This is a genomic window from Parafrankia soli, from assembly GCF_001854695.1.
Classification (GTDB): domain Bacteria; phylum Actinomycetota; class Actinomycetes; order Frankiales; family Frankiaceae; genus Parafrankia; species Parafrankia soli.
This window is the reverse complement of record NZ_MAXA01000246.1, coordinates 122,866-141,475: the sequence shown is the minus strand read 5'-3', so window position 1 is coordinate 141,475 and position 18,610 is coordinate 122,866. Positions and strand designations below refer to the sequence as shown.

17 protein-coding genes are annotated in these 18,610 nt (G+C 74.0%); 14 read left to right on the top strand and 3 right to left on the bottom strand.

Annotation, left to right across the window (positions count from 1 at the left end; translation table 11 throughout):
* Positions 1–431 precede the first annotated feature (431 nt).
* From rplM to glmS, 4 genes are all read left to right on the top strand, one after another.
* The gene (rplM, locus tag BBK14_RS27505) at positions 432–875 is read left to right on the top strand and encodes a 50S ribosomal protein L13 (RefSeq protein WP_071066133.1); all 444 of its coding nucleotides are present in this window, start codon (positions 432–434) and stop codon (positions 873–875) included.
* Positions 876–1,007: 132 nt separating this feature from the next.
* Positions 1,008–1,415 carry a 30S ribosomal protein S9 gene (gene rpsI, locus BBK14_RS27500; protein WP_020463457.1) on the top strand — a complete coding sequence of 136 codons (408 nt, stop codon included), beginning with the start codon at positions 1,008–1,010 and terminating at the stop codon, positions 1,413–1,415.
* 159 nt (positions 1,416–1,574) lie between these two features.
* A complete protein-coding gene (gene glmM, locus BBK14_RS27495) occupies positions 1,575–2,978 on the top strand; it encodes a phosphoglucosamine mutase (RefSeq protein WP_071066132.1) in 1,404 nt (467 codons plus the stop codon).
* Positions 2,979–3,163: 185 nt separating this feature from the next.
* On the top strand, positions 3,164–5,059 hold the full coding sequence (gene glmS / locus BBK14_RS27490; RefSeq protein ID WP_071066131.1) for a glutamine--fructose-6-phosphate transaminase (isomerizing): 1,896 nt from the start codon (positions 3,164–3,166) through the stop codon (positions 5,057–5,059).
* Positions 5,060–5,157: 98 nt separating this feature from the next.
* Here glmS and BBK14_RS27485 read toward each other — a convergent pair whose 3' ends face one another.
* Positions 5,158–6,120: a PadR family transcriptional regulator gene (locus BBK14_RS27485; protein WP_071066130.1), complete on the bottom strand. Its 963-nt coding sequence runs from the start codon at positions 6,118–6,120 to the stop codon at positions 5,158–5,160.
* A gap of 128 nt (positions 6,121–6,248) precedes the next feature.
* Between BBK14_RS27485 and BBK14_RS27480 the strand changes: the two genes are divergently transcribed.
* The 3 genes from BBK14_RS27480 (at position 6,249) to alr (ending at position 9,570) form a co-directional block, all read left to right on the top strand.
* Positions 6,249–6,791, top strand: a complete 543-nt coding sequence (locus BBK14_RS27480; protein WP_071066129.1) for an SWIM zinc finger family protein — start codon at positions 6,249–6,251, stop codon at positions 6,789–6,791.
* 104 nt (positions 6,792–6,895) lie between these two features.
* Positions 6,896–8,431 (top strand): bifunctional ADP-dependent NAD(P)H-hydrate dehydratase/NAD(P)H-hydrate epimerase, encoded by a 1,536-nt coding sequence (locus tag BBK14_RS27475; RefSeq protein WP_071066128.1) that lies wholly within the window; start codon positions 6,896–6,898, stop codon positions 8,429–8,431.
* Positions 8,428–9,570, top strand: a complete 1,143-nt coding sequence (alr, locus tag BBK14_RS27470; protein WP_071066127.1) for an alanine racemase — start codon at positions 8,428–8,430, stop codon at positions 9,568–9,570. Before BBK14_RS27475 ends, alr begins: the two co-directional genes overlap by 4 nt.
* A gap of 34 nt (positions 9,571–9,604) precedes the next feature.
* Here alr and BBK14_RS27465 read toward each other — a convergent pair whose 3' ends face one another.
* Positions 9,605–9,910: a hypothetical protein gene (locus BBK14_RS27465; protein ID WP_071066126.1), complete on the bottom strand. Its 306-nt coding sequence runs from the start codon at positions 9,908–9,910 to the stop codon at positions 9,605–9,607.
* A gap of 216 nt (positions 9,911–10,126) precedes the next feature.
* Here BBK14_RS27465 and BBK14_RS27460 point away from each other — a divergent pair, with 216 nt between their 5' ends.
* From BBK14_RS27460 to tsaD, 6 genes are all read left to right on the top strand, one after another.
* Positions 10,127–11,392, top strand: a complete 1,266-nt coding sequence (locus BBK14_RS27460; protein WP_071066125.1) for an alpha/beta fold hydrolase — start codon at positions 10,127–10,129, stop codon at positions 11,390–11,392.
* A 146-nt stretch (positions 11,393–11,538) separates the two neighbouring features.
* Positions 11,539–12,060, top strand: coding sequence for a tRNA (adenosine(37)-N6)-threonylcarbamoyltransferase complex ATPase subunit type 1 TsaE (gene tsaE / locus BBK14_RS27455; protein WP_071066124.1), 522 nt, complete (start codon positions 11,539–11,541; stop codon positions 12,058–12,060).
* A gap of 720 nt (positions 12,061–12,780) precedes the next feature.
* Positions 12,781–13,674, top strand: a complete 894-nt coding sequence (locus BBK14_RS27450) for a TetR/AcrR family transcriptional regulator (protein WP_071066123.1) — start codon at positions 12,781–12,783, stop codon at positions 13,672–13,674.
* Between the two features lie 683 nt (positions 13,675–14,357).
* Positions 14,358–15,221 carry a tRNA (adenosine(37)-N6)-threonylcarbamoyltransferase complex dimerization subunit type 1 TsaB gene (gene tsaB, locus BBK14_RS27445; RefSeq protein ID WP_071066122.1) on the top strand — a complete coding sequence of 288 codons (864 nt, stop codon included), beginning with the start codon at positions 14,358–14,360 and terminating at the stop codon, positions 15,219–15,221.
* Positions 15,218–15,775: a ribosomal protein S18-alanine N-acetyltransferase gene (gene rimI, locus BBK14_RS27440; protein ID WP_071066121.1), complete on the top strand. Its 558-nt coding sequence runs from the start codon at positions 15,218–15,220 to the stop codon at positions 15,773–15,775. The genes tsaB and rimI overlap by 4 nt, the downstream gene beginning before the upstream one ends.
* Positions 15,776–15,827: 52 nt before the next feature.
* Positions 15,828–16,850, top strand: coding sequence for a tRNA (adenosine(37)-N6)-threonylcarbamoyltransferase complex transferase subunit TsaD (gene tsaD / locus BBK14_RS27435; protein ID WP_071066120.1), 1,023 nt, complete (start codon positions 15,828–15,830; stop codon positions 16,848–16,850).
* Between the two features lie 148 nt (positions 16,851–16,998).
* Here tsaD and BBK14_RS27430 read toward each other — a convergent pair whose 3' ends face one another.
* Positions 16,999–17,634 carry an FMN-dependent NADH-azoreductase gene (locus BBK14_RS27430; RefSeq protein WP_071066119.1) on the bottom strand — a complete coding sequence of 212 codons (636 nt, stop codon included), beginning with the start codon at positions 17,632–17,634 and terminating at the stop codon, positions 16,999–17,001.
* 231 nt (positions 17,635–17,865) lie between these two features.
* Here BBK14_RS27430 and BBK14_RS41450 point away from each other — a divergent pair, with 231 nt between their 5' ends.
* Entirely contained in the window at positions 17,866–18,597 is a 732-nt protein-coding gene (locus BBK14_RS41450) for a MarR family winged helix-turn-helix transcriptional regulator (protein ID WP_071066118.1), read from the top strand.
* The last annotated feature ends 13 nt before the right edge of the window (positions 18,598–18,610 follow it).

The window sequence follows — 18,610 nt, the reverse complement described above, 5'->3', positions numbered from 1 at the left end:
GGCCGGTGGGCGAAAGAATATCGGAACTAGTCATATGGGCCTGTCGGGGCTGTTCGGTCGCCCGCCGCGGCCCCCGAAGGGGCGGGTCAACGGTCCGAACCGCGCATATGACGCCTGTGGACGGCGGGATAACCCCGGGTGTTCGGGGTGATCTCAACGGGCGTCCGCCCCGCGGCCGGGAGCCGTCGGTCCTGCTCCGCCGATCGCCTGGTAACCTCAAAGACTGCTGCGGTCATACAGCCCCGGGACTCAACGACTTCCGTGGGCTCAAGCCCCGCGTGCTGGGGGACCGCGCCCAAACTTCTGGTAACGCGACTCTTGGCAATGCATCTGGCACACCTCGCCTTGCAACGCACCTCGCCTTGCAGGGCACCTCGCTAGCGACACCGACGAGGCTCCCCGCGAGTTCGTCCGAACGAGAAGGCAGACCTGTGCGCACGTACCAGCCCAAGCCCGCGGACGTACAGCGCGCGTGGCACATCATCGATGCCACCGACGTCGTGCTCGGTCGGCTGGCCAGCCAGGCGGCCCAGCTCCTGCGCGGCAAGAACAAGCCGTACTTCGCCCCGCACATCGACACGGGCGACTTCGTGGTGATCATCAACGCCGGCAAGGTCGCCATGACCGGTAACAAGCGCGAGCAGGCCAAGTACCACCGGCACTCGGGCTTCCCGGGCGGTCTGCGCAGCACGTCCTACGGCGAGCTGCTCGACACGCGTCCCCACGTGATTCTCGAGCGGGCGATCCGTGGGATGCTGCCTCACAACCGGCTCGGCCGCGCGCAGGGCAGCAAGCTGAAGGTGTACGCGGGTCCGACTCACCCGCACCAGGCGCAGCAGCCCGTCCCGTACGAGATCAAGCAGGTCGCGCAGTAGTCGCGGCTCGATGGGCATCCCGAATAACGCGGGCGGCGTTCAGCGTCCGTCCGACTAACGGCCCGACATGACCGATCGGGCCGTTTCGGGTGGCCTCGAGCGATCTGGTTACAAACAAGGAAGGAACGCGACGTGGCTGTCGTGACCGACGCCCAGGGCAACCCCCGTGCTACCGGGCGGCGCAAGGAGGCGGTCGTCCGGGTGCGTCTGATCCCGGGCACCGGCAACTGGAACCTCAACGGGCGCAAGCTCGAGGAGTACTTCCCCAACAAAGTGCATCAGCAGCTCGTGAACGAGCCGCTGAAGACCCTGGAGCGGGCCGAGTCCTACGACGTGGTGGCCCGTCTGCACGGCGGCGGCGTCTCGGGTCAGGCTGGCGCGCTGCGCCTGGCCATCGCCCGGGCGTTGATCGTCGTCGACGAGGAGGCGCGCCCCACCCTGAAGAAGGCGGGCTTCCTCACCCGGGACGCACGGGTGAAGGAGCGGAAGAAGTACGGCCTGAAGAAGGCCCGTAAGGCGCCTCAGTACAGCAAGCGCTGACCCGCTGCCCACTGCGTGCGGTGGTCGAGCCCGGCAGGCACGTCCTGCCGGGCTCACAGGCGCGCGGTGGTTTCGTTCCATCCAGTGGTCTCGTTCCGATGTCCGCGCGGCGTGCCGGTGGCGCGTGGCGGTGCTGCTCCGATCCCTTGGGAGGCCTCAGTGGCGAGGCTTTTCGGCACCGACGGCGTCCGCGGTGTCGCGAACGCCGACCTGACGGCGGAGCTGGCGCTCGCGCTGGCGTCCGCCGCGGTGGAGGAGGTCGCGGACCGCGGCACGCCACCGCCCGGTCCGGTGGACGGCGTGCCCGTCGCGCGGTCCGCCCACGGCATCGACCACCGGCCGCTCGTCGTCGTGGGGCGGGACACCCGCCCGTCCGGTGAGTTCCTCGAAGCCGCGGTCGTCGCCGGTCTGGCCCGCGCGGGCGCGGACGTCACCCGGATCGGGGTCGTGCCGACCCCCGCCGTGTCCTACGTGGTCGCCGCGACCGGCGCCGACCTGGGCGTCATGCTCTCCGCGAGCCACAACCCGATGCCCGACAACGGGATCAAGCTCTTCGCCGCGGGCGGGCTGAAGCTGCCGGACGACGTCGAGGACGCCATCGAGCGCCGCATCGCCGGCCCGGCGGCACGCCGCCCGGTGGCGGCCGCGGTCGGGCGGGTCCGCGACGACAGCACGCTCGTCGACGGGTACGTCGACCACCTGCTCGCGACCCTGCCCGGCGGCCCCGGGGGCCTGCGTGGCCTGCGGGTCGTCGTGGACTGCGCCCAGGGCGCCGCCTCCGATCTCGCCCCGCGGGTCCTGCGCGCCGCCGGCGCCGACGTGATCGCGCTGCACGCCGACGGCGACGGGCTGCGCATCAACGACCGTTCCGGGGCGACCCACCTCGACAGCCTGCGCGACGCCGTCGTGGCGCACGGCGCCGACGCCGGCATCGCCCACGACGGCGACGCCGACCGGTGCCTGGCCGTGGACTCCGCCGGGGAGATCGTCGACGGCGACCAGATCCTCGCGCTGTGCGCGCTGGCGCTCGCCGAGCGCGGCGAGCTCGAGCGCGGCACCGTGGTCGTCACCGTGATGTCGAATCTCGGGTTCCACCACGCCATGCGTGACGCCGGCATCGACGTCGTCACCACCCCGGTCGGGGACCGCTACGTCCTGGAGGCCATGCGCTCCGGCGCCTACTCGCTCGGCGGCGAGCAGAGCGGGCACGTGGTCTTCCTCCGCCATGCCGGCACTGGCGACGGGCTGCTCACCGCCCTGCAGATCCTCGGCCGGATGGCGGAGACCAGCCAGCCGCTGCACGAGCTGGCGAAGGCGATGACCCGGCTGCCACAGGTCCTGGTGAACGTCCGCGGTGTCGACCGGGCGCGGGCGGAGACCTCCGACGAGCTGCGCGCCGCGGTGGCCGACGCCGAGGCGGAGCTGGCCGGGGCCGGCCGGGTGCTGCTGCGGCCGTCCGGCACCGAGCCGCTGGTGCGCGTGATGGTCGAGGCACCGACGGACGAGCTCGCCCGGGACGTCGCCGGCCGGCTCGCCGACGTCGTGCAGCGCGCCCTGCGCTGACCAACGCGCCCTGCGCTGAACCCGCGTTCGCACCCGTCACCCGCGGGCCCGTTCCGCGGGCCCGATTTCCGCGGGCGGGGAGCGTCGGGCACGTGCCGGTGGATTCGGCCGACGCCGACGGGACATCTCCGGCAACCGAGTGGTCCGTGCCTGGCGCTCGGACCGGACTGCGTACGCTGAGCAACATGTGCGGGATCATTGGTTACGTCGGTGATCAATCAGCCTTGGACGTCGCGCTGAGCGGGCTGCGTCGGCTGGAGTACCGCGGCTACGACTCCGCGGGTGTCGCCGTCGTCGGCGCGGGTGCGCTGAGAACCGCGCGCCGCGCCGGGCGGCTGGCGAACCTGGAGAAGATCCTCGGCGAGGACAACGACCCCATGCCCGGCACAACCGGGATGGGGCACACCCGCTGGGCGACGCACGGCGGCCCGACCGACGTCAACGCCCACCCGCACACCGACTGCACCGGCACCGTCGCGGTGATCCACAACGGCATCATCGAGAACTTCGCGGAGCTGCGCGCCGAGCTGGAGGCCGCCGGTCACGAGCTGGCCAGCGAGACCGACACCGAGGTCGTCGCCCACMTGCTCGAGATCGAGATGGCCCGCGATCCCGGCTCCCGCCCGGCGGGGGGTGCGGCGGGGTCGGCGCTCCCGCACCCGCTCAGCGAGGCGTTGCGCATCGTGTGCCGCCGGCTGGAGGGCGCGTTCACGCTTGTCGTCCTGCACCGGGACCATCCCGAGGTCGTCGTGGGCGCGCGGCGCAACAGCCCGCTCGTCGTCGGCCTCGGCGTGGGCGAGGCCTTCCTGGCCAGCGACGTCTCCGCGTTCATCGCGCACACCCGTGAGGCGCTCGAGATCGGCCAGGACCAGCTCGTCGAGGCCCGGCGCGACGGTGTGACCGTCTACGACTTCGCCGGCGCCGTCGTCGAGGGGCGCCGCTACCACGTCGACTGGGACGCGAGCGCCGCCGAGAAGGGCGGCTACCCCTACTTCATGCTGAAGGAGATCAGCGAGCAGCCCACGGCGCTCGCCGACACGCTGCGCGGGCGGCTCTCCGCGGAGGGCACCATCGTCCTGGACGAGGAGCGCCTCTCCGACCAGGACTTCCGCGACATCGACAAGGTCTTCATCGTGGCCTGCGGGACGGCCTACCATGCCGGCCTGATCGCCAAGTACGCGATCGAGCACTGGACGCGGCTGCCCTGCGAGGTCGAGATGGCCTCGGAGTTCCGCTACCGCGACCCGGTGCTGGACCGCTCGACGCTGGTCGTCGCGATCAGCCAGAGCGGCGAGACGCTCGACACCCTGATGGCGGTCAAGCACGCCCGTGAGCAGAAGGCCCGCGTGCTGGCGATCTGCAACACGAACGGCTCGACGATCCCGCGCGAGTCGGACGCCGTTCTGTACACCCGGTGTGGTCCCGAGGTGGGCGTGGCGGCGACGAAGACGTTCCTCGGGCAGGTGGCGGCCTGCCTGCTCGTCGGCCTGTTCCTGGCGCAGACCCGGGGCGTCCTCTACGGCGACGAGGTCGCCGCCTACGTGGACCGGCTACAGCGCGTCCCGGAGCTCGTCCGGCGCACGCTCGCCACCGTCGAGCCGGTGCGGGAGCTCGCCCGCGGCCTGGTCGACGCCAAGGCGGTGCTGTTCCTCGGCCGCCACGTCGGCTACCCGGTGGCACTGGAGGGCGCGCTGAAGCTGAAGGAACTGGCCTACATGCACGCCGAGGGCTTCCCGGCCGGGGAGCTGAAGCACGGCCCGATCGCGCTGATCGAGCCCGGCCTACCGGTGGTCGTGGTCGTGCCGTCGCCGCGCGGGCGGGCGAGCCTGCACGGGAAGATCGTCTCCAACATCCAGGAGGTCCGTGCCCGCGGCGCCCGCACGATCGTGATCGCGGAGGAGGGCGACACCGCCGTCGAGCCCTACGCGGACCACCTGATCCGGGTTCCCGCCACGTCATCGCTGTTCGCGCCGCTGGTCACGACCCTGCCGCTGCAGGTCTTCGCCTGCGAGCTCGCGCTCGCGCGCGGGCTGGACGTCGACCAGCCGCGCAACCTGGCCAAGTCCGTCACGGTCGAGTAGCACCAGCGCGGCCCGGGCCGAGGGCCGTCAGGTGTGTCGCCTCGGCACCGCGGCGGAGGGGCGCGCCGGCGTGGTGGCCGGCACGCCCCCGTCTGGCGTCAGCCCAGGTCCTTCGGCTGTCCGCCGGGTGCGCTCGCGCCGCCACCGGCCGGGCCAGGATCGGTGGCACCGGCCGTGCCGGCGGGCCCGGAGCCTGCGCCGCCGTCCTCGGCCGGGCCGGCCGCCGGTGAATCCGTCAGGTCGCCGGCGAGGATGCGGTACAGGCCGCGCCGGGTCTCGGTGAGGAGGTCCCGGGCCGCGGCGATCTGGTCGGCGTCGCCGGCCTGCGCGACCTGGACGACCGCCGCGCCGACCCCGAAGGCCAGCGTCCGCAGCGCGGTTGTCTCGTCGTCCGCGCTCGCCGCCGCGGTCTCCCACGGCTTGGCCGTTCCGGCGCGGGCCTCCACGTGGGCGCGGCCCGCGTCGGTGAGGTGGAAGACGCGGCGCCCGTCGCGCTCCTCGGCGCGGACCAGCCCCTCGTCGGCGAGCAGCGACAGCACGGGGTAGACGGAGCCGGGACTCGGCCGCCAGACCCCGCCGCTGCGGGAGGCCAGCTCGCCGATCATCTGGTAGCCGTGCATCGGCTCCTCGGCGAGCAACGCGAGCAGTGCCTCGCGGACGTCGCCGCGGGCGACCCGTGCCCCGCGCCCGAAACCGGGCCCCGGCGGGAAGCCGCGGCCGAACGGCCAGCCGCCCGGCCCGAACCCGCCCGGYCCGAAGGGCCCGCCCGGCCGGCCGCCCCGCCCACCGCGCCCACCGCGCCCGCGCGGGCCGGGGCCGTGGTCGCCACCGTGTTCGCCGGGCCCGTGGTCACCGTGCATGTGGCTGCGGTGCTCGCCGTGCGCATGGCCGCGGTGCTCGCCGTGCACGTGGCTGTGCTCGCCCGGCCGGCACGAGCCTCGGGCCGCCTCGGCGAGTGCCAGAAGTCGGGCGGGATCCAGGAGCCGGGTGGGGTCGAACGGTAGGTACCGGCCCCAGGTGTCCCAGCGGGCATCCCATCCCGGCATGGCGTGTGAACTCATTGTGATCTCCTTAGCAAGTGAGTCGCGTTGCTTCGCGTACGTTCACGATATATCGCGATGGAGCGGATGGCTACCCTTCCTCTCCACCTAGCGGGCAGACCAGTCCCGTCGTTCCGTAGGATTGGTGAATGATCATTTCGGCGTCGGAGGGCGACGGGCACGGTGAGGGGGCGGTCACCCCCCTCGAGGCCGCCTTCGAGGAGCGCGCGTGTGCCCAGCGCGCGGGCACTGCCGTCTTCATGGAGGGCGTCAGCCTCGCTTTGCTCGGCCGGGTGGAGCAGCTGCGGATCCGGCCGACCAACGCGTCGGGAACCGTCGACGACGACGGGCACCAGCAGGTCCGCCTGGAGGCTGGCGACGATGGTCCCGGCTCCACGTGCACCTGCTCCGACAGCTCGGGCGGGGTCTTCTGCCGCCATGCCGTGGCGGTGGCGCTGGTCGCCACGGGCTCGGCCGGGATGGCGGAGGACGACGACGAGGAGGACGGCCACACCGAAGACCTCTTCGCCGACGATCCCGTGCACGCGGCGATCAGGGTGTTCCTGAGCCGCGTCCCGCGGGCGGAGCTGGTCGAGACGCTCCTCGACGCCGCCGACGAGAACGAGGTCGTGGCGGACGTGCTCTGGGAGGCCACGGTGGCCTGGCACGGCCGCCAGCACGGAGCCGTCTGACCGACGGGCCGCCGCGGTACGCGCGGCGCGGGGCCGTCCGGCATCGCGCCGCGCCTGGGGTCGATCTGCGCGACCGGGGGCACTCCCGGCGGGAGCATGACCGCATGCTCGAAGCACACACTGTTGCCGAGGTACGGGACGCCGAGGCGCCCCTGCTCGCGTCCCTGCCCTCCGGCGGGCTCATGCAGCGCGCCGTGTCCGGTCTCGTCTCGCACGCGGTCCGCCGCGTCGACCGGGTGTACGGCGCCCGGATCGTCGTCCTCGCCGGTTCCGGCGACAACGGCGGTGACGCGCTGTGGGCCGGTGCCCGGCTGGCCGCCCGCGGCGCCCGTGTCCACGCCCTCGCTCCCGGCCGGACCCATCCCGAGGGCACGGCCGCCCTCCTCGCGGCCGGCGGGCGGCTGCACCGCACCGGCCCGGTCGACCCGCCCGCACCGGAGGGGATGGGCGCCGCCGCGGCCGCCGACCTCCTCGACTCCGCCGACCTCGTCCTGGACGGGCTGCTCGGCATCGGCGGCCGCGGCGAGCTGCGCGAGCCGTACGCCCGGCTCACCACGCTCGCGCCGGCCCGGCGGACGGTGGCCGTGGACGTGCCCAGCGGGGTCGACGCGGACACCGGCGCGGTGGCGGAGGGGGCCGTGCGGGCGGCCGGCACCGTCACCTTCGGCACGTACAAGCGTGGCCTGCTGGTCGGACCCGGAGCTGTCCACGCCGGGCGGGTCGAGCTGGTCGACATCGGGCTGACCCTGCCCGAGCCCGACCTACGAGCCCTGCAGGACGTCGACGTGGCCCGGCTGTTGCCCGTCCCGGTCGCGGCCGACTCGAAGTACTCCCGCGGCGTGCTCGGGCTCGTCGGCGGCAGCGACCGGTACCCGGGAGCCGCGGTGCTGGCGGTCGGCGGCGCGCTGCGCGGCGGCGCGGGCTACCTGCGGGTGGTCGCCGAGGCCGGCGCCGCCGATTACGTCCGCCGGGCCCACCCGGAATCCGTGCTGACGGTGATCGAGGCGGGGGACGCGGAGGCGATGCTCGGGGTGGGCCGGGTCCAGGCGTGGGCGATCGGCCCCGGCCTCGTACCGGACGAGGCCACCCGGCGCCTCGTCGACGCGCTGCTCGAGCAGACCGAGAGCGGCCTGCTAGTGGACGCCGGCGCGTTGGACGCGCTCGCGTCCGCCGTCGCCGCCCGCCCGGCGGTGCTGCGGGACCGCGCGGGCGCCGTCGTCCTGACCCCGCACGAGGGCGAGTTCATCCGGCTGACCGGCACGGCACTCGGCTGGGACCAGGCCGGCACATCTGAGCGCCTGCGGGCCGACCGTCTCGGCACCGTCCGCCAGGCGGCGCGGGACCTCGGCGCCGTCGTCCTGCTGAAGGGCAACCGGACGATCATCGCCGCCCCCGGCGGGGAGGCCCTCGTCAACCTCACCGGGACGCCATGGCTGGGAACGGCCGGATCCGGTGACGTTCTCACCGGACTCGCCGGTTCCCTGCTGGCCGCGGGCCTGCCGGCGCCGTACGCGGCCGCCGTGGGCGCGTTCCTGCATGGCCGGGCGGGGGAGCGCGGGCCCGTGCCGCTCGCCGCCGCAGACCTGCCCGCGCTCCTGCCCGGGGTCGTCGAGGACCTGCTTGCTAGCGTCGAGGGGTGAGCCCGCAGCCCCCATCGCACCCGCCGCGTGCCTACGCGGCCATCGAGCTCGACGCCGTGCGCGACTCGGTCGCGGCCCTGGTCGCCCGCGCCGGCGCCGCCGCGACCATGGCCGTGGTCAAGGCGGACGGGTACGGGCACGGAATGCTGCCCTGCGCCCGGGCCGCCCTGGACGCCGGCGCGAGCTGGCTCGGGACGGCCTTCCTGGAGGAGGCGCTGGCGCTGCGGGCCGCCGGGATCACCGTCCCGGTGCTCTCCTGGCTGGCGGCGCCGGGTGAGCGCCTCGCCGCGGGCATCGCGGCGGATGTCGACCTCTCCGCGTCCGCCGGCTGGGCGCTCGACGACCTCGCCGCCGCTGCCCGCACCGCCGGCCGGGCCGCCCGGGTGCACCTCAAGATCGACACCGGCCTCGGGCGGGCCGGGGCCACCGGCGAGGACTGGCCCGGCCTGTGCGACAGCGCCGCGGCGCTCGAGGCGGACGGGCTCATCGAGGTCGTGGGCGTGTGGAGCCACTTCGCCTTCGCCGACGCGCCCGGCCACCCGACCGTCCAGGCGCAGATCAGCCGGTTCGGCGACGCGGTGGACGTCGCCCGCAAGGCCGGGCTGCGCCCGCAGGTGCGCCACCTCGCGAACTCGGCCGCGACGCTGGTCAGCCCGGAGGCGCACTTCGACATGGTCCGGCCGGGCGTGTCGGTGTACGGGCTGTCGCCGGGGCCCGAGGTCGGGCCGCCGTCCGCGTTCGGGCTGCGGCCCGCGATGACGCTGCGCGCCAGCACCGCGCTGGTGAAGCGGGTGCCGGCGGGCACCGGAGTGTCCTACGCGCACCGCTACCGGACGTCGGCGGAGACCGGCCTCGCCGTCGTCCCGCTCGGCTACGCCGACGGCATCCCCCGCTCGGCCACGAACACGGCCGAGGTGCTCGTGGGCGGGCGCCGGCGGCGCATCGCCGGCACCGTCTGCATGGACCAGTTCGTCGTGGATGTCGGTGCCGACCCGGTGCGCGTAGGCGACGAGGTGATCCTCTTCGGCCCCGGCGACCGGGGCGAGCCGACCGCGGACGACTGGGCGCGCGCGCTCGGCACCATCAACTACGAGATCGTCACCCGGATCGGCCCGCGGGTACCGCGCGTCTACATCTGACCGCCGGATACGCCTGATCGGCCGGGACGTCTGGTCAGCGGCAGCCGCCGGTGCCGCACGCGCCGCCGCCGTGCTCGTGGCCGGCTGTGGCGCCCCCGAACATGCCGCGTTCCATCCGGCGGCGGACCGGCTGCGGGTTCGCCGCGCGCTCGGCGGCCTTCTCGATCTCGTCGCGCGTGGTCAGTGTCAGCATCACCGGCCCGCTCTGGGCGGGAGCGGCCGGCTGGGCACCGGCCTCGGCGAGGTCGTCATCGATCTCGTCGAGATCCTCGTCGAGATCGACAGCGCCGCCATACGTGGGCGACGTGGTCAGATTGCTCTTCCGCCACCGCAGTTTCACGACGCCTCCCCTGGTCGCAACCACACGGCTCGACCAGGTCCACGCTAGCGGAGGATCGCGGAGCGGACCCGGTGGATCTCTGTGATCCCCTGTCGGGTATCCGCCTGCGCCGAGACGTGTACTCCCGGGTCTGCTCATGACATCGCTTTCGGGCATCGGGCACCATCGGGCATCATCGGAGTGTCGTGCGTTCTATGGCCGGAAGGTGGGCAGACGGTGGCAGGCGCCCCAACCGATCGTGGTTCCACCGGCGGTTCGGTCCGCTCGGCTGGCGCTGCCCGTGCCGCCCTTTCGGTCGGCTCGGCGGGGGCTGCCGGCGCCCTGACCGCGACCGCCGGCGCGGCGCGGGCGGTGGCCCGGGCAACGGGATCCGCCGCGGGCTCCCGGGCCGCGCGCCGTGGTGGCACGGTGGGCCTGGTCGGAGCCGCGATCGCGGCCGGCCTGATCGCCGAGCGCCGGGCCGTGCGGCGCCACCGGGCCGTACCCGACCTGCCGGACCGGGAACGGGTCGGCCCGATCGGCGGCCGGGCCGACATGGTGGTCGCCGTGGCGGACGGTGTCCCGCTGTATGTGGAGGAGACCGCGCAGGACCCCCCGCCCCGATCCGGAGCGGGCTCCGCCGCGCCGACGCTGGTCTTCGTGCACGGCTTCTGTGTGAACAGCGACTCGTGGGTGTTCCAGTACCGCGCCCTGCGCGACCTGGGTCCGATGGTCTTCTACGACCAGCGCGCGCACGGCCGCTCCGGCCCGTCCGAGGCGGCGAACTGCACGATCGACCAGCTCGCGGCAGACCTCTACCAGGTCCTCACCGAGCGGGTCCCCGAAGGTCCGATCGTCCTGATCGGCCACTCGATGGGCGGCATGACGATCCTCGCGCTGGCGGGGGAGCATCCGGAGCTCTTCGGTGACCGCGTCATCGGGGTGGCGCTCATCTCGACCAGCGCGGGTGATCTCCCCCGGGTGACCTTCGGCCTACCAGCACTGATCACGGGCGGCGTGCGCCGGGTGTTACCCGGGCTCGCGATCGGCATGCGCAGCGCCCCGTCGCTGTTCGAGCGCGCCCGCCGGCGGGGCAGCGACTTCTCCTGGGAGATCACCCGGCGGATCGGTTTCGGCTCGACCGATGTGCCCCCGTCCGTTGTCTCGTTCCTGGAGACGATGGTGGGGGACACGCCGATCACCGTCATGGCCTCCTTCATGTCCACCCTGCTCGACCATGACAAGCTGGACGCCGCCGTCAACCTCCGCGGCTCTCCCACCATCCTGCTGGTCGGGGACGGTGACCTCATGACGCCGCTCGCGCACAGCCTGACCCTCGCCGAGCTGCTGCCCGACGCCGAGCTGCGGGTCGAGGAGGGCGCGGGGCACGCGGTCATGCTGGAACGACCGGCCGCGGTGAACGCCGCCATCCGCGACCTGGTCGAACGGGTCCGCCCGCCGCGCCGGGCACCGCTGCGGGCGCCCGACCCCGTCGGGCCGTGACGGCGGGCCCGCGGGGAGCGGTACGCGACACCGACCCGGTACCGCGCCGGTGTCGGACCCGGCTCCGCGGCGCCCGACGGCGGGCCGGGTGACGACGGCGCGCCGGCGACATACGAAGAACCACGGACGAGGACGGATACGCACCGATGACCACGCCCGCCGTCCCCGAGATCGCGGTCGAGGATCCCGACCAGATGCGTGCGCTCGGCGCGCGCCTCGCGCCGCTGCTGCGCGCCGGTGACCTGATCATCCTGGACGGCCCGCTGGGCGCCGGCAAGACCGTTTTCGTCCAGGGGCTCGCGGCCGGCCTCGGGGTGTGCTCTCCGGTGACGTCGCCGACGTTCGTCCTCGCCCGGGTGCACACCGACGGCCGCCTGCCGCTGGTCCACGTGGACGCCTACCGGCTCGGTGGCGCCGCCGAGGTCGACGATCTCGATCTGGACGCCGATCTCGGGCGGTCGGTGTGCGCGGTCGAGTGGGGTTCCGGGCTGGTGGAGCAGATGGCCGCGGCCCATCTGCGGGTGGAGATCAGCCGTCCGTCCGGCGACGAGACCGGCGATGTGCGGCGGGTGCGGCTGCGGCCCGCGGGGGCCGACTGGGCCGCCCGGCTGACCGCGCTGGCCACTCCGGACCGCACACCGCACCCGCAGGGGCCCGCGGCGCGTTAGCCGAGTCGTGCCATCGGTGCACCCGGCCCGTCGGCGTCCGCCGGTGCGTGCCGGCCTCTTACCGGGCCGGGCGGCGGGTCGGGTGCTGTCGAGCTCGGGCGGATCGCGTCGACCTGTTGGTGCCGGCCTGTTGGTGGTGGCCGGGCGTGCCGCCGGGATCGTGGCACGCACGACGCGCTACCCGCGCCCGGACCCGTGCCGGCCGCGATGCCGCGATGTCCTGAGGGCGGGAACCGTCTCGGTGCGGCGGGCGCCCGTGGCGCGGGAACCAGCCCCCGTCGGTGGAATTCCCGGGACGGCCAGGCAGGCCGCCGGACTCCGCGCCGTCCTAGCACCTATTCGGGTGGGCATGTTCGGGTAACCCGGTGAAGTGATTCCAGGAACACGGGGGCTCACCGGCGGTGAATTTTCGCTGCCGTTCCGGAATGGCGTTGGCGGTCGGACGTGAGCCGTCGCATAGCAGCGGGCGACCTAGATCATGTTAAGGTCAGATGTCCCAGTGTTAATGTTCGCCCCCGACCCCGTTCCTATACCGCGTCTCGGGTGGGCGTGTCGTGGCAAGTAGCGCTTGAGGACAAATAGTCAACGTTCCGTAGTTGATGAGTTGTTCCGCTATATTGGCGGCGTAGGCGCGAAGTTCATGCATGTAGCGGCCTGACTGCTTCATGTAAGGGCCGCGGAGAACCGGGATGGCCCGTTGTGGCCGGGAGAGGGGGGCGAGTGCGCAGCAGCACCGCTGCCGACCTTGTGGACGCTCCGGTGGAGCGGTCGACCCGGTCCCGCCGTACACGCAGCGACTTCCTCGCGAGCCGGCGTGATCTGCTCGACGCCGTGGGCCGGCTCCTCGCCCGCAACGGGCGCCGCTTCAGCCTCGTCGACCTCGCCGCGGAGGCGGGCGTCTCGACGGCGACCGCGTACCGCCACTTCGTCGACGTCCACGACGCCCTCGACGTGTACTACCTCCAGCTCATCGACGTACTGGTAACCGACATCCGCGCCCTGGCGGTCGGTGAGGACCACCTGGGCAACTTCGAGGTCGTCTGCGAGGTGTGGGTCCGCTCGGCCGCGCGGTGGGGGCGGGCGGCGGTGCACGTGCGCTCCGCCCAGGGGTACCTCGCCCGGCTGCAGGCCCGTGACGACCTCGTCTCCAAGCTGCACCAGGTGCTCGCGCCGGTCGTGCTCGGCCTGGTGGACAACGGCGTGCTGCCGCCTCAGGAGCCCGAGTACGCGGTGCTGTTGTGGGCCTCGGTCTTCGACGAGCGGGTGATCGTCGACCTGCTCGACACCCTCGGCTGGTCGGTCGAGCAGGTCGCGCAGAAGCTCACCGCCTCGGCGCTGCGGATGCTCGGCTACACCGGCTGGACCCCCCTACGGCCGGCCTTCCCGCCGACGGGCTCCGGTGCGCAGGCGCCCGCCGCCGGCCCGGTTCCCCCGGCCCCCGTGCCCGCCTCGCCCCCGCGCCGCCACGGAGCCGCTGGTCCAGGCGGGATCGCGACGCGCGGTGCGGGCGGCCTCGGCGCCGGGCCGGTGCTGGCTCGCGCCGGCGCGCCGGCGGGCGGCGTCGACCCCCGGATCAGGCTCCGCTCCGGCGGCGCCGGCCGGCTGACCCACTAGCGTTTTCTCCCGGACCGGTCCCGGCGTACATGTCGGGACCGGTCTGACGCGTCCGGCCGCCGTCCGGCGACCGCCACGCCCTGACGGACGCCCTGACGGGCCCGCCCGGTACGCCGCACCACCGATGACGGCCCCCGACCGGCCCGCGGGGCCACTCGACGCCGGCCCGCCCGGCCACCGCGCCACTCGATGCGTTTGGTTCCCGTTGTTTTTCTGGGCGGCGTTGGTGGTCGCGCGGGTCGGGTCCGGGTCCGCCGGTCCGGCCCGCTCCGGTCGGCCCGCGTGGTTCCGGTAGTTCTTCTGTTGTGATTTTTTGGCGGCTCGGCCCGGCGGTCCGGGGGGTGTGGCCCGGCGCTCGTGTTACCTCTTGTTACCGGCCGCCGATGTCGAGGAACGCACTTCTTTCGCCCTGCTGCCTTTCCGGCCCGATATTCCTCCCGGGCATACGGTGAATTCTCTTGTCGTTGATGCGCTCGCGGGAGCGTTCACCGTCGGGACGCCGTCCCGGCGAGTTTTCTGTGGATTTTCTCGGAGTCGGGGGTCCGGGACTCCTTCCGGAGGCCCGCGCAACTGCGCTGCCCAATCGCCTGGGCGGATGCTCGGCATACGGATCGATCAGTCCCCCGCACCCGGTGCCGCGCGCCGGGTGCGGGCCCGACAGCGGGGGTCCGTAGGCTGGACGGGTGCTCGTCCTGGCGCTCGACACCTCGACGGCGGCCTGCGCGGTCGCGCTGGTCGAGCTCGGCGCGCCGCCCGCCGGGCCGTTGGTCCGTGCCTCCCGGGTGGTCTGGGACGCCCGCCGCCACGGTGAGCTGCTGGCGCCGATGATGCGCGACGTGCTCGCCGCGGCCGGCGTCCGCCCGCCCGAGGTGCGCGCCGTCGTCGTCGGGGCCGGCCCGGGCCCGTTCACCAGCCTGCGGGTGGGCATGGTCACCGGGGCCGCGTTCGCCGCCGCGCTCGGCGTCCCGGCCTACGGCGTCTGCTCCCTGGACGGCATCGGGGCCGCGACGACCGGCCCGGTCGGCGTCATCACCGACGCACGGCGCCGTGAGGTGTTCTGGGCCCGCTACCAGGACGGAACGCGTGTCGGTGAGCCCGGTGTGGGAGCCCCGGCGACCGTCGCCGCGGATCTGCGCGCCGCCGGCGTCGAACGGGTGACAGGGCCCGGGGCCGGTCTGTACCCGGACGCGTTCGCCGGCTTCGGCACCCCGCCCGCCGGCGGTCCGGGCGAGCTGACCGGTTCGGGCGAGCAGAGCGGCTCGGACGCCCAGGGTGGTTCGGGCGCCCAGAGTGGTTCGGGTGGGTTGAGTGGAGCCGAGCCGGAGTATCCGGCGCCGGAGGTGCTCGCCCGCCTCGTCGCCGCGGACATCGTGGCCGGGCGTGATCCCGGGCCGCTCACCCCCCGCTACCTGCGGCGGCCCGACGCCGCCGAGCCCCGGGGCCCCAAAGCCGTCACCGCCTCGCGCCCGGAGCCGGTGCGGTCGGCCACGGCCGCCACCGGAACAGCGTCGGCCGGAGCAGCGTCGGCCGGGACGATGCCGGTATGAGCGCCGCTGCCGTGGACCCGACGCCGAGCGCGGGCGACGTCGACCTCGTGCCGATGCGCTGGTGGCACCTGGGCGAGATCGCGACCCTGGAGCGGCAGGTCTTCGACGTGGACCCCTGGTCGGCCGAGCTCTTCTGGTCGGAGCTCGCGCAGGGCGACAACCGGCACTACCTGGTAGCGGTCGCGGGCGGCTCGATCGTCGGCTACGCCGGGCTGGCGCTGCAGGGCGACGAGTCCTACATCCAGACGATCGGGGTCGTCCCGGCCATGCGCGGGCGTCACCTCGGATCGCGGCTGATGATCGCCCAGCTCCGGGAGGCGCGGCGGCGTGGCGCCCGCAGCTGCGGGCTCGAGGTGCGCACCGACAACCGGCCGGCGCGGGCCCTCTACACCCGGCTCGGGTTCGTCGATCTCGGCGTCCGTCGCGGCTACTACCAGCCGTCGGGCGGCGACGCCTACGTGATGCGCGTGCGGCCGATCGACACCGTTGGTTACGGGACGCTGCTGGACCGGGTCGAGGCGGCCGTCCTGCGGGACGCCAGGGCCGCCTCGTGAGGGCCCTCGGCACCGTCGTGAGGGCTGCCGGCGCCGCGGCGGGGGGTTGGACATGAGGACACCGGCCCGACCGCTGGTGCTGGGCATCGAGACCTCGTGCGACGAGACCGGCGTCGGCCTCGTCCGTGGCGGCGAGTTGCTCGCCGACGCGCTCGCCTCCTCGGTCGACGAGCACGCCCGGTACGGCGGCGTGGTGCCCGAGATCGCCGCGCGGGCGCACCTGGAGGCGATGGTCCCGACGATCGAGCTGGCGTTGGACCGCGCCGGCCTGCACCCCCGGGACGTCGACGCCGTCGCGGTGACGTCCGGCCCGGGGCTGGCCGGCGCGCTGTTGGTCGGGGTCGCCGCGGCGAAGGCGTACGCGCTGGCGCTGGGCGTCCCGCTGCACGGGGTGCACCATCTCGCCGCGCATGTCGCCGTTGACACGCTTGAGCACGGCCCGCTGCCGCGCCCGGCGGTGGCGCTGCTGGTCTCCGGTGGGCACAGCTCGTTGCTGCTGGTCCCCGATCTCGCGGCCGAGCCGGTCGAGTCGCTGGGGGCCACGGTGGACGACGCCGCGGGGGAGGCCTACGACAAGGTCGCCCGGTTGCTCGGCATGCCGTTCCCGGGTGGCCCGCCGATCGACGCGGCGGCCCGCGAGGGCAGCCCGCACATCCCGTTCCCGCGTGCCAAGGCGGGGGACGGCACGTTCGACTTCTCCTTCTCCGGGCTCAAGACCGCGGTCGCCCGCTGGGTGGAGGCCCGGCGGCGGGCCGGCGAGCCCGTGCCGGTCGCGGATGTCGCGGCGTCGTTCCAGGAGGCCGTGGCGGACGTGCTCACCGCGAAGGCGGTCGCGGCCTGCCGGGCGCACGGCGTGGACACCCTGGTGGTCGGGGGCGGTGTCGCGGCCAACAGCCGGCTGCGCGCGCTCGCCGCGCTGCGCTGCGAGGCGGCGGGCATCACGCTGCGGATCCCGCGGCCGGGGCTGTGCACCGACAACGGCGCGATGGTCGCGGCGCTCGGGTCGCTGCGGGTCGAGGCCGGCGTCGAGCCCTCGCCGCTGGACCTTCCCGCGTCCTCCACGCTCGCCCTCTGACTCTGACCGTTTCCGCTCTCCGACGTCTCCACCCGCCGACGTCTCCACCCGCGACCGTCTCCGTCCGCTGACGGCCTTCGTCCGCTGACCACCTTCTGACCGCCTTCGCCGGCCCGGGACCCGCCACGGGTCCCGGGCCGGGCGGCGCTCAGGCGGCGGCGCGGTCGCGGGCCGCCTGCTCCGCGGCCGTCCGGGAGGCCTCGAACACGTCGGTGAACGCGGCGAGCGCCGGGTTCACCTTCGACAGCGTCATCACGACGGTGATGAACTCGATGTTGTCTGCGCCGAGTGCCTCGAAGGCGTGGCGCAGGTAGGGGACCTGGTGGTCCCAGCCCTCCTTGGGGGCGCCGGGGGCGTAGGAGCCCCCCTGCGCGGTGATGACGGTGACCTTCCTGCCCGCCAGCACGCCGTCGCCGGCCGTCCCGCCGGCCGTGCGGCCCATGACGATGACCTGGTCCAGCCAGGCCTTGATCGTCGACGGGTAGGCGTAGTTGTACATCGGCACCGAGATCACGTACTCGTCGGCGCTCTCGACCTCCTCGAGGTACTCCTCGCGGATCTTCACGGCCTCGGCCTGCTCGGGTGTGCGCTGCTCGGGGGGTGTCTGGCCGCCGGACACCAGCGCCCAGTTCAGGTGCGGCGGCGGGCTGGTGGCCAGGTCGCGGTGGGTCAGCGTCCCGTCCGGGTGGTGCTTGCGCCAGGACTCGGCGTAGGCCTCGGCGACCCCGCGGGAGACGGAGCCCTCCGGGGCGAGGCTGGAGTCGATGTGCAGCAGGTGGGGCATCGGAGCTCTCCTTGATCACGATCGGGAGGCGGGTGCCGGTCTCGGCGCGCGCCGGGGAAGGGAGGGTGCCGATCCGGCCCGATCCGGCGCTGGCGCCGTGTGCGTCCCGTCGACTCCCCGTCGACTCCGGTGATTTTGGTGTGCGTACAGATGATCGTACCGAACAATAATCTCTGTCAACACCTATCTGTTCCGCAGATTAGTTCATGATGATCGGGGTACTGTGTTCGGGTGGAGCGGTCCTCGGGCGCGTCGCCGATGCCGGCCTCCGTCGTGCTCCGGCCCGCCTCCCCGGCGGCGGAGCGACAGGATGAGCCGTCGGCCGCCGCTGGCCCGTCTGCCTCCGGCTGTCCGTCCGTCGCCGCCGACGCGGAGCTCGAACTGCCCGACGAGGTCCGCGACGACCTGTGCTGGATCGTCGGTCAGATCCAGCACGGGTACCTGGCCGCGTCCGCGAGCGCCGTCGGTGGCCTGCCCGGTGGTCTCAAGGGTTTCTACGTGCTGGACGCCGCGGTCGGAGGAACGGCTCACAACCAGATCGAGGTCGCCCGCCGTTTCTCCATCGACCGGACCGTGATGGTCCGGCTGGTCGACGAGATGGAGCGCGCCGGCCTGGTCGAGCGCCGGCCGGACCCGGCGGACCGCCGGGCGCGAATGATCATCGCCACCGAGCGGGGAATCCAGGAGCACGAGCGGGTGCGGCGGCAGCTGCGCGCCGTCGACGACCACGTCCTGGCGCCGCTGGCGCCCGCGGACCGGGAGGTCTTCACCGGGCTGGCGCGGCTCGTCGCGGCACACCTGGTCGCGATGGATCCGACCAGGGGTGCCGCCGCGTGCGCCACGGCCGAGGTCACGCTGCAGAGTGCCACCACCGGTTGTGACGGCGCGGGTGTCGCCGGCGCCACCGACATCACCGACATCACCGGCGGGCCCGGTGCCGGCCGCGCCGAGCCGGGCTGCTGACCGGGCGGGTCGG

Bases quoted from the DNA above. Each gene is read 5' to 3' on its own strand.
- BBK14_RS27430 (WP_071066119.1), bottom strand. From the start codon at position 17,634: ATGCCCCACCTGCTGCACATCGACTCCAGCCTCGCCCCGGAGGGCTCC.
- BBK14_RS27475 (WP_071066128.1), top strand. From the start codon at position 6,896: ATGCTCGAAGCACACACTGTTGCCGAGGTACGGGACGCCGAGGCGCCC.
- BBK14_RS27480 (WP_071066129.1), top strand. From the start codon at position 6,249: ATGATCATTTCGGCGTCGGAGGGCGACGGGCACGGTGAGGGGGCGGTC.
- rimI (WP_071066121.1), top strand. From the start codon at position 15,218: ATGAGCGCCGCTGCCGTGGACCCGACGCCGAGCGCGGGCGACGTCGAC.
- tsaE (WP_071066124.1), top strand. From the start codon at position 11,539: ATGACCACGCCCGCCGTCCCCGAGATCGCGGTCGAGGATCCCGACCAG.
- tsaD (WP_071066120.1), top strand. From the start codon at position 15,828: ATGAGGACACCGGCCCGACCGCTGGTGCTGGGCATCGAGACCTCGTGC.